Below are 12,187 nucleotides of genomic sequence, written 5' to 3' on the forward strand. Positions count from 1 at the left end.
TTGCTGATGCTAACGAATTTTGTGGTTTTAGCCCCAGCGGGGCGAGATGTTTATAGCTCCGGGAGCGAGAAGCTTTTCAAGCTCCGTTAGGAGCGAAATGTGGGGCTGCGGGTGTCGCCCCGCTGGGGCTTGGGAAATATTTGGCCTGCGTTGCTATAAACATCTCGCCCCGCTGGGGCTGAAGAAAAGGCGCTACAAATCGCCGCTGAGCAGCATGATTATTTGCTTGAACAATGGAGGAGAATTCGTGGCAACGCATAAAGCGGGCAAGTGGACATACACCGACGAAGAGTTTGAGGTAATGTTCGCCGAAGCTGACCGGCGCGGGAAAGAAGCAATGAAGACCGAGATCACGGCGCGCCATGCCTATTACGACCCCACCACTCACCGGCTGGTCATCGAATTGAAAAACGGTGCGACGCACAGCGTGCCGTGCCAGTTGATTCAAGGCTTGCGCGACGCCGACCCGGCGGACATCGCGGCGGTCGAGTTGGGTTTGCGTGGGGCTTCGTTGCATTGGGAGAAGCTGGACAATGATTTCACCGTCGGCGGGTTGGTGCGCAGCATTTATGGCACCAAAAAGTGGATGGAGCGACTGGCGCGCGAGAACGAAGAAGCTGTGCAGGCCAAAACCGCGCCCAAACGCCCGCGTGTTCCGGCGGCGGCCACGGTAACGGGGAAGCGCCGACGGAAAGCCGCTTGAGCTAAAGCTGTAAGGAGGAGCAACGATGATAGACTTCAATCTGTTTGACCCGCTACCGAAAATGCAATCAGTTTTTGTGCTGCTTCGTGTGTCTTCGCGGGCGAATCATCTTTTTCCGGGGGCCTTTCCAATGGATCGCAGAACCTTCGTCCAATTTCTCGCCGCCACGCCGCTGGTCACGACGCTGCCTGCGGACGAGCATAAGCCGCAATATCGCATCGTCACGCCGCACAAACCGCAAGGCGCGCTGGGTATGCCCGGCCCCTATCCCGGTCAAGTCGTCAAAGTGACTTCGGCCAAATGTGTGGATGAAGCGACCGCCGCGACCAATGCCGAGGTCGTGCGCGAAATGATGGCGCGCGGCATGTGCGAATTGACTGGCGAGAAACAACCGCTGGCTGCGTGGCAACGCTTTTTTACGCCCGCCGATGTGGTCGGCATCAAGGTCAATTGCGGCGGCTATCCGTATTGCATGTCCGATTACGAGGTGGTGGCCGAAACGATTCGCAACCTGGTGGCCGTCGGCGTCAAGCCCGCGCAGATTTACATCTACGAGCGGTTTGAGAATCAGATCAGCGAAACGAACTACACGCCGCACGTGGCCGAGGGCGTGCGCATTCACGCGGCTGAACGCCAGAACCGCCGGACGGATCAATCGAATTACGACCCGCGCGTCTATGTCGAAGCCGACTTCTTTGGCGAAGACGACACGCGGTCGAACATGATGAAGCTGGTTTCGCAAGCCGTCACCAAGATCATCAACATCCCGAACATGAAAGATCACGGTGCGGTGGGCGCGACCGGCTGTCTGAAAAACGTCGCGTATGGCAGTTTCTCGAATGTGGCGCGCACGCATTTCAAAGGTGTCTCGCATACGCTGTCGTTCGTCGGCACGCTGGCGGCGGTCGAGCCGCTACGTTCCAAGACGGTCTTGCAAATCATGGATGGTTTGCGCGGCGTCTGGCACGCGGGGCCGTTTGCGCGCACGCTGAAATACGTCTTCTTTCCCAAACAACTCATGTTCGGCACCGATCCCGTCGCCATTGACCGCCTCTTGCTCGACATCATTGACGATGAACGCAAGCGGCGCGGCGTGATTTCGATTTGGAACCGCGACGTGCAAACGCTGGATTTCAACAACGGCAAGCAACGCGACGAAGACCCCAATACCAACATCATCATCCGCGAACCGGGCCACGTCGAATTCGCGGGCAAGCTGGGCTTGGGCGTGCACGAACTCGATAAAATCCGCGTCAAGGAGATTGCGCTATGATCCGCCAAAGCCGTGCGGCGGGGATTGGCCTGCTCATCTCATTGGCTTGCGCGCTGAGCAGCGCGACAGCGCAAAAGCCAGCCCAGCCGACACAGCGCCTGCCCGTGCTTTATGACGCGAAGAAGCTGGGCGCCGCCGCGTTGCAAAAACGCGAAAAGCTATTGGTGCCCAAGCTGGCGGGCCGCGCCGCCAATGTGGCCTCGGCCACGCGCCGTCCGTGGATTGACGCGAACGGCTGGCGCATCGGGCGCAATCCGGCGGGCAAGTTTTATTACGAAGTCCCGGCGGGCAAAGCCGCGCTGGCACTGGCCGAAGCGTTTGTTTATAACGCCGATGCCATCGTCAAAATTGAGGAAGCCGATGCCGCACAGGCTGAAACGATGCTCGCGTTTTTGCGCACTCTGCCGCCTGCCAACTGGCCCGGCGTCGCCGACCTCGGCGTCATTGACGATGGCTCGCCCGACATCGGCGAAGTGCTCAACCTGCTCACGCGCCGCAATCTGCTCTTCCGAATCGTCAAAACACCCGCGCCGGACTTGCGGCTCAACATTCAACTAGGCACCCAGGAATTCCCGCGCGAAGCCGCCGCCGATCCCAGCGAATTTGTTTTGCGTGTACGCCGTCAACTCACCGACGAACAGCGTTCATTGCGCCTGTACGGCACTGAGTTGGTCATCTGCCGCATGCAAAGTGACGGCCCGCACGCCCGCGTGCATCTGCTGAATTACAGCGGACGCGACATGGAAGGTGTGCGCGTGCGTTTGCGCAGCGTGTTTGGGTCGAGTTCGGCCTATGCGTTTGGGGTCAAGAAAGTGACGGTCGAAGATTTCGCGCTGGACGCCACCGGGACGGAATTCACGTTGGATCAGTTGGGCGCATATACCGTCGTGGATTTGAGCGCGGCGAAATAAGGCGCGCCTTGTTTTTGCCGCGCTCACTCCTGCGGCTCAGCCAATTTGCAGATGCGGGTGGCCGTAAACAGCATAGGCCAGCCAGGTGGCTTCCTGCGCCGTGCGCGCTTGCTCGCGCGCTTGAATCGTCGCCTCGGCCAGCGTCGCGCCCTTCAGCAATTGCGTATAAAGCTCCTCGGTGAAACCGCGCGCGGGATCATCGCCCACAGCCCACAGCGCTCCGATAAACACGCCCGCCCCGCGTTTCAAGAAGGCTTGCGCGAAGCCGCCCAACCCCGTCAGTTTGTAGCCCGCGCGTCCGGCCTGGCAGGCGTTCAGCACGATCATGGGGCGGTTGTCCGGGCCTTTCAAATTAGCGAATTGCTCGGTCACCGTCGCCGTCAGCGCGTCGGTGATGTATTGGCCGTTCTCGATGCGCCCTTCCAGCAGCAGTTGCGCCCCGGTGATGTTGTTGGTTTCCGCCGCGCCGTGGCAGGCAAAGTGCAGCAGGTCGAAGGCGCCCGGCTGGCCGAGCAGCTTACGGACTTCGCCGGATTTGGGCACGACGGGCGTGGCCCGAAATTTGGCCTTGAGGAATTTGGCTTCTGCCTGCGTGGCGGCCAGTGTCAAGCGCGGATCAGGATAATCGGGCACGACGTAACGGGCACGGTCTTTTCTGATGAGCAGCTTATCCGGCGGCCAGAAGCCGGCTTCGTGCAACCAGCGCACCAATCCCATTTGGCCGAGGAAGTGCGTCTCAGCAGGCAACGGTTGGCCCGGCTCTTTCAGATGCACCAACTCCCAGGGGATGAACGGCTCGGTCGAGATGACCTGAATACTGCGAATTTTATCGCGATGCTCCCAGAGCCGTTGTTGCAGTTTTTCCGGCAACAGTTCATCCAGCAACTCGGCCCCGAAGGCGCGCAACTCGGCGTTGAAATCGTCGAAGTCCTGCGCGCTGCTGAGCCAGCGGTCTTCAATTTTCTGATACAGATCGGCGACGTATTGGCCGCGGTCGCCCACAAACGATTTTGACTCGAAAGACTCGAACAAGCCCAAGTCCGGCGATTGCAGTTCATACATGAAGCTGGTCTGGTTGCCCCGCAGCAGTTCGATGATCCGCAGTTGGTGAAGCGCTTCTTTCAAGGGCGGCGCGGGCGTCACGGTTTGGCTGGCAGCAGTCTTGGCCGTCGCACCGCTTTTCGTTTTCACGATCTGCGGTTTGAGTTGGAGCGTGATGAGCGGTACCTGCCCCTGGCGCGCGACGATCCAGACTTCGCCGTCACCGACGTTAGTCGCTTTGAGATCGAAGTAAAGCTGTTGCGGCGCGCCCGGTGCAGGCGGCTCAATTTCCGCGCGGCCTTCATCCAGCAACTCGAAATTCTGTTTCGGAATCGCCTGCACGATGATGCGCTTGGTGGCTTCGATTACAGCTTGACCGCCCGCCGCAGCGACACCGGTGGCGCGTTCGATAACTTCGCGCGAGATGAGCACCTCGACGGTCGTGGCGCGTTTGACCACCACTTCTTCATCCATCTCCGCGTGGAAGTAGCATGTCTCTGTGGGCGCAGCAGCAGCGGGGGCCTGCTTGGGCGGCTTGGCGCGTGTGGTGGGCGGTGCGACCGGTGTGGCGCCGCCGCCGCGTGTGGTGCGCCCGCCGCGCGTCCTTCCTGCTGGTGCATCAAATTCCCCACCGCCGCCACCCTCACCAGCAAGAAGCTCGTCGCCGCCAGAGTCGCCAGCATCTTCCCGCATGCCGCGCCTGCCACGCGGCCTCGCGGCAGGCAATTCAATCGCTCTCGGCCCCCTGCCTGCCGGCACAATGGAACTCACCCCGCCGCCACCGATGTAACCGCTCAGGCCTTCCAGCGAAAGAAACGTCGGCATCGCCCGCTGCGCCTCGGCGCGTTCGAGGGGTTTATTCGCGCTGGTGGGTGGTGTTGGCTTGGCTAGTTTTTGCGCCAACGCGACGAGTTGTGCGGTCGTGCGTAATTCAACGGTTTCGGCCACCACACCGACGGGCCGACCATCCGCGATAACCACGCCGCGCCCCGCTGTTTCCCGGCACTTTTGCGGAGCCGCCGCCAAGGTCAGCGGCTGATTGACCGTGCGCGGCTGCGAGGCGTCCTCTTCGCGCAAGCCGAGGGCGATGCTCAGGGTGCGCTGGTCATTGGGTTTGAGTTCTTGGAAGATTTGCTCATACGTGAAAGCGTAATTGAGCACATCGCCGTAATGTGCGCGGCGCAAAACGACGAAGCTGGCGACCTGCGTTTCGAGGCGTTGCCGCAACTCCGCCGCGAGCATCACATCCGCATCCACCACGATGATGTCCGTATCCACCGCTGCCGGAAGCGGCGCTTTGGCCGCTTCGCCCGCCTGGCCAATACGCTGGGCCGCCGCCACTGCGGCCAGCGCGCCCGGACGCTCCGGCACAGGCGCAAGGTCAGTGGCGATACCGCGCCTGCCGCCTCTGGTCACCGCCGGACTCGGCGGGCTTGCCGGACGCGGCTCCAGCAAACCCAACCAACGCGCCAAGACATCGGTGACGCGCGGCTGAACGAAGTAATTGGTGTGATAAACCTGCGGATTGGCGCTGAAATCCAAACTGTCTTTGATGAACTTCCCTGCTTGCGGATCAATCGCGATCATCGAGGCCGTATTCACGACCAGGTCATTCGCTTCTTTCATCAACTCGCTCATAAAGCCCGTGCCCAACATTTGCAGCAGCCGTTTCGGCAATTCGCTGGGCTGGTGGTCGCCGTCAAGCTGGGCTTTGAATTGGGCGGTGATGGCGAAGTAGTTGCTCTGCTGAATGGTCGGCTGTCCGGGTTGCGTCTCGTTGAGCTTGGTGACGAAAGCCCCCGCCGGTTCCATCGCGGCCAAGCCGGGCGCGGCACTGTCGCTGATGGTATGCGTGGCGGCGTATTTAACGAACGCGCCCAAGCTCTGCACGGCCTCGCTCAACACCAGCGCCGCGACATTCACCTGGGGCAGCAGTTTGAGCAGCTTGCAAGCCCCGACGACCAGATTGGTGTAAAGGTCAACCAGCGTTTTCCAATTCGCCGGCTCAGCCAGCAAGGTGCCGCCGTTGGTAGCGGCGACGAAAATCACGCGCCCAAGCTGCGGCTTCCAGGGCGAAAGTGGCAACAGGTGTTCGATCAAACTGCGCGTCACCAAGCCGCCGCGACTGTGCGTGATGATGTCTATTTGCGGATTGAAGGGCCAAGCGTAGCCCTGCAACTGTTTGAGCAACTCGGTGGCGTTGGCTAACGGGTCTTCGCTCAAGGTCTGGTGGTCGAAACCGATGACCGCGTCGTAATTGGCGCGCGCGCCCGCGAGAAACTTCTGCCCCCAGGGCGTGGCGGCCAGCGCGCCAAAGCCGCCAATCGTGCTGCTGAAGGTACCGTGAATAAACAGCAACAGCCGCGCGGGCCGGTCAGCGGGCAACTTGAGCGTCGCCAGATCACTGACCAGCGGCCATTGCTGCGGATCATCCCCAGCCAAATTGACAAGGCCGGTTCGCACGTTCCGTTCCAGGTATTTGATGGCATTGCCCACGGCGATGCGGGCGGCGAATTTAAGCACATAGCCTTTGACCGTGCCCCAAACGAAGTTGCTGACGATGCCACGCTTGGCTGTCCCGCGCGTCGGCGCGGCAGGCGCGGCAGGGCCGGGCAAGTCAATGCTGAAGGTGGCTTGGCGCGCAGGCGCCGGGCCGCGCTGGCCGCCGCGTGCGCGCGGTGCGGCTTGCGCGTCAGGAAATTGCCAGGTGTACATGCCGTCCTGTTCCAACAAAAGTACGGCGTCTTCATTCGCGGCCAGCGGAACGTCAAAAGCCGCCCGGCCCGTGGTCGCAGCCCGCGTCTTCGGCGCGGCGCTCGGCGTCAAATCGAATTGATCGAATAGTCGCATCTCTTGTTGTTCGAGCGCCGCGAGCAAGGGGTCGCTTTCCCCAGCGGACGGCGGCAGCGGAATAGCGCCCCTCAGGCTGCCAGGGTTGATGCGGCGCGTTCGCGGCGGCGTGACAGCAACTGCATCGCCAAGCTGATAATCGTCAGGAAGAGTGATTTGCAAACCGCTTGCGCGGCTGATGCTGGCCATGGAATGCTCCTTTCGAGTGAGTGTGGTTGGGTTAACGCCGAGCTACACGTCGCGGCAGATATTTCCAATGCAAGTGAATTGGACTTCAAACTATTCTGTGACTGACTGCTTCATCTCAAGCGTAACGTGCCAAACGCTTCCGGCGTGTGGTAATTGTCGCTGTTGGTCGGTTGCCACGCGATGCGTTTGCGGTTGGGCGGCGGCCCCTGGAAGCGGTAAAAATTGACGCGCAGTTCGTTGCCGGCTTTCGGCGCGCGCTTGTCCAGTTTGTCATAGGGGATGCGCATCGCACCGTACCAAACCTTTTTCTCTTTGACGATTTGCGCTTTGACTTCGTAGCCGGAGTTCCAGCCAACGTCGTGATTCACGGGCGTTGAGCCACGATCAATGTCGAGGTCAACCCATTCGCCCTGCGGCGAGACTTGAAATTCGGTGTAGCGCTTGATGTTGGCGAAATCGCTGCCGATGAAAGCTTCGGCCACGTCCCATTCCCACAGCTTGTTGGTTTCGGTTGTCGTCGAAGGGTTGGCTTTCAAGAACAGTTCTTCATAAGGACAGATAAACAGCAAGTACAGATTTTTGTCCGTCCAGCGCGCGCGAATCTCGGTGCGATGCCCCGGCGTCAGTTCGCCGCGCGGGCCGCGTTCCGAAAAAACGCCCTTGACCGACTTCCAGTTTGGATCATTCGGGTCGGCCTTGAGCGCGAAATCGGCTTTGGCATGATAGCTGTTGATGACGTTGGCGGCTTGCGCCCAGCCCGTGGTCGCCAGCAACAATACGAGCCCAAGCGTTGGTAGATTGCAGCGAAGTTTCATTGGGTTTGCTCCTGATGGTTGGTTTAACGCGCGGCATCATCGCCCAAGCCGCCGTGAGTCGCAAGATGGACAAGCAAATACAAGCTCCAACGGAGCGCGATACGAAAGCCCGGGGCAACGCCCTGGGTGGGGTGATCAAAATTGAGAAAGCCCTGAAGGGACGCAATAATCACGCGCTATTGCGCCCTTTCGGGGCTTGGTTAAACAGCACGACTTACCAGGGGCGCCGCTTCGCCTGCCCCTGGCTTTCGTATTGCGCCCCGTTGGGGCTTGTCTCGCTCGTTTGTTTAGCCATCTTCGCTTCCCTTCCAATAACCAACGCTCGTGAACTAATCCGTTACGAAGACAGCCGCGTCTCGATGGCTTCCACCTACACCATCGTTGTGTATGGCCGCGACACCCAAACGTCGCGCCTCGCCGTCAATGCCGCCTTTGACGAAGTTGACCGCCTTGACCGGCTGATGAGCCATTACAAACCCGCCAGCCCACTCTCACGCCTGAACCGCGAGGCCGCTCAACAGTCGGTCAAAACCGAAGCCGAACTCTTTGACTTCCTGACCGAATGTTTACGCTACAGCCGCGCGTCTGACGGCGCGTTCGACATCACGGTCGGCGCGCTGATGAAAGCCTGGGGCTTCTTTCGCGGCGAAGGGCGGATGCCCAGTGACGCTGAACTTGCCATCGCCCGCGCGCGCACTGGCTATCAGCACCTGCGCTTGAATCCGACCGACCGCACCGTCAGCTTTGCCACATCCGGTCTCGAACTCGATCTGGGTGGCATCGCCAAAGGCTACGCCGCAGATCGTGCCGTCGCCGTGCTCAAACAACACGGCATCCGCAGCGCGCTGGTCAGCGCCGGGGGCAGCACGATATACGGGTTGGGCACGCCGCCCGACCAAGTCGCTGGCTGGGAGGTTCAACTCCGAGACCCGCTCGATGCGCGCAAGACGGCGCTGACCGTGCGGCTGAAAGACCGCGCGTTGTCGGTGTCGGGCAATTACGAAAAGTTTTTTGAACTGGGCGGTGTGCGCTACTCGCACATTATGGATCCGCGCACCGGGCGGCCTGTGCCGGACATGCTTTCTGTCGCGGTGTTGACGGCTGACGGCACGGCGGGCGATGCGCTCGACAATGTGTTTTACGTGCAAGGCGTCGCGTGGAGCCGCGCGCATCTGGCGGACTGGCCGGGCACTGAGGTTTACTTTTTCCTGCCGCAAGCGGGCGGCAAATGGACACTCACGCACTTACCGGATTGACCCTGCGGCGAACCGGCCAGCAAGTTGACTTCCCTGCCTTGGGCGGCTAATTTGACGCCTCTTTCAAATCATCCATCACAACTATGGTCGCACGTCGTTTCATCATCTCCGGCTCTGTACAAGGCGTAGGCTATCGCTTCTTTGCGATGCGTGCCGCTGCGCGCTATCAGGTGCACGGCACGGTGCGCAACCTGCCCGATGGCCGCGTCGAAGTCGTGGCCGAAGGCGACCGCGACGAGATGGATGAATTCAAAACCGATCTGACGGCAGGCCCGACGTTCGCCGTCGTCTCTGACATCGAAGAGACCGACCTGCCCGTCACGGGCCGCTACCGCGAATTCCGCATTGATCACTGATTCCGAAAAGGAGCTTCCCAATTCATGTCCGCTGTTGATCCCGCCATCGAAAAAGAACTGAAAGCCCTGATCCGCGAAGTCCCCGACTTCCCCAAACCCGGCATTCTGTTTTACGACATCACGACGCTGCTCAAACATCCGGCGGGCCTGAAAACCGCGCTCGATCAATTGACGGCCAAATACCAGGGCCACGCCATTGACACCGTCATCGGCATCGAATCGCGCGGCTTCATCTTTGCGCCTTACATCGCCGCGCAACTCGGCGCTGGCTTCGTGCCCGTGCGCAAACCCAAGAAGCTGCCCGCCGAATGCGAGAGCGTTAGTTACGATCTCGAATACGGCAGCGACACATTGCAAATCCACAAAGACGCCATCGGCACGGGCCACAACGTCATTATCGTAGACGACCTGCTCGCCACCGGCGGCACTGCCAAAGCCGTCACCCAACTGGTCGAAAAACTTGGCGGCAACGTCGTCGGCCTGTCGTTCATGGTCGAACTCGAATTTCTGCCCGGTCGCGCCAAGCTCGCTGGTTATGATGTCTTCTCGCTGCTAAAATACGCCGCGTAATTTGATAGCTCGCGCTTGTAGCTCAGGTGGATAGAGCGACTGCCTCCTAAGCAGTAGGCCGCTGGTTCGAGTCCAGCCAAGCGCATTAAGGAATTCAACAACTTACCGTCAGACAATATGCATGCAATTGGCAGCGATGCCACATTGAATGCCACATTGCCTGATTTTATTTTTCCCTCAGTCATCACTGACCTTCTGCTTTTTCAATCCTGTTTTCGTTTTTCTTTAGAGGCACCTGTCTCTTCAGGCAGCTCCCAGTGTGTTTTGAATCATTGACCGTAATTCCTCTATAAAACCCTCTTTTTCTTTTTTATTTACGGCTATGGCCGCAAGCAGGTCTTCATTGCTTCTGGCAGCTTGGTCTAAAAGGCCAAGTAATCGCTCCTTATCTGGGAAAGGAGGTTTACTTGCAATGATCGCTTTGTGCTGAGTTATGGCGTCAGCCTCTTGCTGACAAAATTCAATTTCCTTTTCCATCCGATCAATACCGAGAATCTCATAGAAAGTTTGGGGCTGGTCGGAATCGTTTTTATGTTGGCTCATATTGTTCTTCCTTTGTGAATTATAGTTGTGCATCATCGCGCTTAATAGTTAAGAGCAATTGGATCCCCTTTACTTCCCTTTCGCCTTACTATCTCGCTTCTTTGCCGTTGGCTTCGTCTCGGCTGCGCCGGTTTTGGCCTTCTTCGTCTTGGCGTTCACCGGCGCAGATTCGCGTGTTACTTCTATAGCCTCGGCTTCATCAGTTTTTTTGGGACGGCCTGGCTTACCATAAATGGTGACGTTGGCCAGTGCCGATTCTTGAATAACGTACTCTCGCCCTATCTGTTGCGCAGCAAGCTTGCCCTCGTAAATCAGTGCAAGGATGCGCCGAACGCTCACACCCAACTTATCTGCTGCCTGTTGTGTTCCGAGTAGGTTCATACATGTCTTATAGCGGAAAAAAAAAGTTCCGTCAAACGACTATTTAGCTTGACGAAATATACCGACAGCCGTATATTATTCCCGTCAGTTGGACATCACAAACGAAAGGTACACGGCAATGATCAAACTGGAACGCGGCGACAAGATGAACAAGGCGATTGAAAGAGCGAAAGCGGTTCGCCCCTTCGTCAAATGGCTGGGTGAGCGCACCTACACGGTGAGTTCCAGCGATGGTCAGCGCGTCTACATCGTGCGCTTCGTGGTTGCCAACGGTCACAAGCTGGCCGAATGCAACTGCAAGGCGGGCGAGGCTGGCATGCTTTGCTACCACGTCGCCGCCGCAGCGGCGGTCAACATCGCGGTGGCTTCGATTCATCGGCAGGCTGAGCAATCAGCCGCGCCCGTGATCGAGACGAAGCCCGTCACGACAAGCAATGTGCGCTTCGTCAGCAACGGTCAATTGAGCGGCTGGTATTACGGCAGCGTGATGATCTGACGCGACGCAACGGGCTGGCGGTTCGCGCGCCAGCCTTTCCCCCAAACCCAAAGCAAAGAATGGAGAACCCAAAAATGGAAATGGAAGTGGCAACGAAAACGAATACGCACCTTCGCATGGTGCCCAAACCGAAGGCCGCGCCCAAACTCACGGCGGATCAGCTCGTCAATCAGGTGGCAGAGCACACCTTTGAGGCGCTGAGCTATTGCTGGTTCACCACACGTCAGCGGCCTATGTCCGATGTGCCGATTGATCGGTTTATGACGGCGCTCTACCGCGTGACAGATGAGAGCGGAGCCATGTGGCAGCCGCTGGTGATGGCCTATCTCGCGCCGGTCATTTACGCGCTTGATGCTGAACTTGATGCCGCTGCGACGGGTCAGAAGATCAAGCCCGAAGTTTTGCAACGCGCCATCCGCGAAGCCCAAGTTGCGGCACTTGCTTCTTTGCGCGTTGGCGTTTAACCGTGCTGGCCTGCCCCGCCAGCCATTACCACGAACTCGAATATAAACGGAGAAAACAAGATGCAAACTGAAATGACTTCCACGACTAACCCGTCTGTCGCGCAGGCCCGTGCGCTGCGCCCGGTGTATGAGCAGTTTACGCAAGCGACGGTCGCCTTGCTGTCTGACCCGGCGACCCCCGCCATCGTGCGGGATTACGCGATTGAAGCCGCCGTTTCAATTGGCAATGAGTTCGGTTTCCTCGGCGGGGAGTCTACGGCTGATGCTGAGCGCTGCCTGCGTAGCGCGTTCGGCTCAATCTCATAACGCGAAAGGGCTTTCCGAGTGCGTCTACACCAG

General features: G+C 59.1%; 13 protein-coding genes and 1 tRNA gene. 10 read left to right on the forward strand and 4 right to left on the reverse strand.

Annotation, left to right across the window (positions count from 1 at the left end):
* Window positions 1-247: 247 nt before the first annotated feature.
* The 3 genes from HY011_34145 to HY011_34155 all read left to right on the forward strand — a co-directional run bounded on the left by HY011_34145 (window position 248) and on the right by HY011_34155 (window position 2,887).
* A complete protein-coding gene (locus tag HY011_34145; protein MBI3427994.1) occupies window positions 248-703 on the forward strand; it encodes a DUF2442 domain-containing protein in 456 nt (151 codons plus the stop codon).
* A 130-nt stretch (window positions 704-833) separates the two neighbouring features.
* Window positions 834-1,976: a DUF362 domain-containing protein gene (locus tag HY011_34150; protein MBI3427995.1), complete on the forward strand. Its 1,143-nt coding sequence runs from the start codon at window positions 834-836 to the stop codon at window positions 1,974-1,976.
* Window positions 1,973-2,887, forward strand: a complete 915-nt coding sequence (locus HY011_34155) for a hypothetical protein (protein ID MBI3427996.1) — start codon at window positions 1,973-1,975, stop codon at window positions 2,885-2,887. The genes HY011_34150 and HY011_34155 overlap by 4 nt, the downstream gene beginning before the upstream one ends.
* Window positions 2,888-2,923: 36 nt before the next feature.
* On the opposite strand, the gene HY011_34160 is transcribed toward HY011_34155, so the two are convergent.
* Complete coding sequence (locus HY011_34160) at window positions 2,924-6,967, reverse strand: CHAT domain-containing protein (protein MBI3427997.1); 4,044 nt, start codon at window positions 6,965-6,967, stop codon at window positions 2,924-2,926.
* Window positions 6,968-7,077: 110 nt separating this feature from the next.
* The gene (locus tag HY011_34165; protein ID MBI3427998.1) at window positions 7,078-7,701 is read right to left on the reverse strand and encodes a carbohydrate-binding family 9-like protein; all 624 of its coding nucleotides are present in this window, start codon (window positions 7,699-7,701) and stop codon (window positions 7,078-7,080) included.
* A 95-nt stretch (window positions 7,702-7,796) separates the two neighbouring features.
* Between HY011_34165 and HY011_34170 the strand changes: the two genes are divergently transcribed.
* The 4 genes from HY011_34170 (at window position 7,797) to HY011_34185 (ending at window position 10,049) form a co-directional block, all read left to right on the forward strand.
* Complete coding sequence (locus tag HY011_34170; protein ID MBI3427999.1) at window positions 7,797-9,038, forward strand: FAD:protein FMN transferase; 1,242 nt, start codon at window positions 7,797-7,799, stop codon at window positions 9,036-9,038.
* Between the two features lie 83 nt (window positions 9,039-9,121).
* Window positions 9,122-9,394: an acylphosphatase gene (locus HY011_34175; GenBank protein ID MBI3428000.1), complete on the forward strand. Its 273-nt coding sequence runs from the start codon at window positions 9,122-9,124 to the stop codon at window positions 9,392-9,394.
* Window positions 9,395-9,418: 24 nt separating this feature from the next.
* Complete coding sequence (locus HY011_34180; protein ID MBI3428001.1) at window positions 9,419-9,964, forward strand: adenine phosphoribosyltransferase; 546 nt, start codon at window positions 9,419-9,421, stop codon at window positions 9,962-9,964.
* An 11-nt stretch (window positions 9,965-9,975) separates the two neighbouring features.
* A tRNA-Arg gene (locus tag HY011_34185) sits at window positions 9,976-10,049 on the forward strand.
* A 158-nt stretch (window positions 10,050-10,207) separates the two neighbouring features.
* On the opposite strand, the gene HY011_34190 is transcribed toward HY011_34185, so the two are convergent.
* Together HY011_34190 and HY011_34195 are read right to left on the reverse strand one after the other, a co-directional pair.
* The gene (locus tag HY011_34190) at window positions 10,208-10,507 is read right to left on the reverse strand and encodes a hypothetical protein (GenBank protein MBI3428002.1); all 300 of its coding nucleotides are present in this window, start codon (window positions 10,505-10,507) and stop codon (window positions 10,208-10,210) included.
* 69 nt (window positions 10,508-10,576) lie between these two features.
* Window positions 10,577-10,888 (reverse strand): helix-turn-helix domain-containing protein, encoded by a 312-nt coding sequence (locus tag HY011_34195; protein ID MBI3428003.1) that lies wholly within the window; start codon window positions 10,886-10,888, stop codon window positions 10,577-10,579.
* Window positions 10,889-11,006: 118 nt separating this feature from the next.
* On the opposite strand from HY011_34195, the gene HY011_34200 reads away from it, so the two are divergent.
* The 3 genes from HY011_34200 to HY011_34210 are packed head-to-tail and all read left to right on the forward strand — an operon-like array spanning window position 11,007 to window position 12,154.
* Window positions 11,007-11,384: a hypothetical protein gene (locus HY011_34200; protein ID MBI3428004.1), complete on the forward strand. Its 378-nt coding sequence runs from the start codon at window positions 11,007-11,009 to the stop codon at window positions 11,382-11,384.
* A 59-nt stretch (window positions 11,385-11,443) separates the two neighbouring features.
* The gene (locus HY011_34205) at window positions 11,444-11,848 is read left to right on the forward strand and encodes a hypothetical protein (protein ID MBI3428005.1); all 405 of its coding nucleotides are present in this window, start codon (window positions 11,444-11,446) and stop codon (window positions 11,846-11,848) included.
* 60 nt (window positions 11,849-11,908) lie between these two features.
* Window positions 11,909-12,154 carry a hypothetical protein gene (locus HY011_34210; protein MBI3428006.1) on the forward strand — a complete coding sequence of 82 codons (246 nt, stop codon included), beginning with the start codon at window positions 11,909-11,911 and terminating at the stop codon, window positions 12,152-12,154.
* Window positions 12,155-12,187 lie beyond the last annotated feature (33 nt).

Source organism: Acidobacteriota bacterium (genome assembly GCA_016196035.1).
Taxonomy (GTDB): domain Bacteria; phylum Acidobacteriota; class Blastocatellia; order RBC074; family RBC074; genus JACPYM01.

What these genes read in the sequence shown, in the direction of transcription:
- HY011_34190 (MBI3428002.1), bottom strand. Translation starts at nt 10,507, where the DNA reads ATGAGCCAACATAAAAACGATTCCGACCAGCCCCAAACTTTCTATGAG.
- HY011_34180 (MBI3428001.1), top strand. Translation starts at nt 9,419, where the DNA reads ATGTCCGCTGTTGATCCCGCCATCGAAAAAGAACTGAAAGCCCTGATC.
- HY011_34155 (MBI3427996.1), top strand. Translation starts at nt 1,973, where the DNA reads ATGATCCGCCAAAGCCGTGCGGCGGGGATTGGCCTGCTCATCTCATTG.
- HY011_34175 (MBI3428000.1), top strand. Translation starts at nt 9,122, where the DNA reads ATGGTCGCACGTCGTTTCATCATCTCCGGCTCTGTACAAGGCGTAGGC.
- HY011_34210 (MBI3428006.1), top strand. Translation starts at nt 11,909, where the DNA reads ATGCAAACTGAAATGACTTCCACGACTAACCCGTCTGTCGCGCAGGCC.
- HY011_34205 (MBI3428005.1), top strand. Translation starts at nt 11,444, where the DNA reads ATGGAGAACCCAAAAATGGAAATGGAAGTGGCAACGAAAACGAATACG.
- HY011_34170 (MBI3427999.1), top strand. Translation starts at nt 7,797, where the DNA reads ATGGTTGGTTTAACGCGCGGCATCATCGCCCAAGCCGCCGTGAGTCGC.
- HY011_34195 (MBI3428003.1), bottom strand. Translation starts at nt 10,888, where the DNA reads ATGAACCTACTCGGAACACAACAGGCAGCAGATAAGTTGGGTGTGAGC.
- HY011_34150 (MBI3427995.1), top strand. Translation starts at nt 834, where the DNA reads ATGGATCGCAGAACCTTCGTCCAATTTCTCGCCGCCACGCCGCTGGTC.
- HY011_34200 (MBI3428004.1), top strand. Translation starts at nt 11,007, where the DNA reads ATGATCAAACTGGAACGCGGCGACAAGATGAACAAGGCGATTGAAAGA.
- HY011_34160 (MBI3427997.1), bottom strand. Translation starts at nt 6,967, where the DNA reads ATGGCCAGCATCAGCCGCGCAAGCGGTTTGCAAATCACTCTTCCTGAC.